Genomic DNA, 604 nt, shown 5'->3' with positions numbered 1-604 from the left:
GCCTGCGGCGACCGAGCCGGTGAAGGCAACGGCATGGGTGCGGTCGGAGGCGATCAGCGCCTGCGCTGTGGCCGCTCCGCCGGGCAGGCAGGAGACCAGCCCCTCTGGCAGCGAGCGGAACACGGTCATGTAGTCCAGCGTCGAGAGCGTCGTCGCCTCGGCCGGCTTGATGATGCAGGCATTGCCGGCGGCGAGCGATGCGGCGACCGTCCAGCACATCAGCAGGATCGGGAAATTGTAGGGCATGATGTGTACGGAGACGCCGTAAGGTTCGTAGCGCGCATACTGGAACGAACCGGCCTGCGTCGTGCCGGCGATCTTGCCGGCATCGTCGCGCGCCATCTCGGCATAGTAGCGGAAGATCGGCGCGCAATTGGCGATCTCGCCGATCGCTTCGGGGTAGGGTTTGCCCATCTCGCGCACCATCAGCTCGGCGCAACGCGTGAAGTCCGCCGCCTCGATGGCGTTGGCGACGGCATGCAGATGCTTGGCCCGGCTCTTGGCATCGAGCTTCTTCCAGGCGGCCTGCGCCTTCGTCGCGGCCGTGAGTGCGGTATCGATCTCGCCGTCTGTCGCAGCAGGGATAGCGCCGACGGTTTCCAGC

General features: G+C 66.7%; 1 protein-coding gene. It reads right to left on the bottom strand.

The features are described 5' to 3' along the window. Positions 1-604, bottom strand: a 604-nt coding sequence (locus EN884_RS37910; protein ID WP_128361228.1) for an aldehyde dehydrogenase family protein, incomplete at both ends; no start/stop codon positions are given.

It is taken from the genome of Mesorhizobium sp. M7A.F.Ca.AU.001.01.1.1, from assembly GCF_004022735.1.
GTDB classification, from domain to species: domain Bacteria; phylum Pseudomonadota; class Alphaproteobacteria; order Rhizobiales; family Rhizobiaceae; genus Mesorhizobium; species Mesorhizobium ciceri.
Note: the sequence above shows the minus strand (reverse complement) of the source record. Positions and strands in the feature narration are given on the sequence as shown.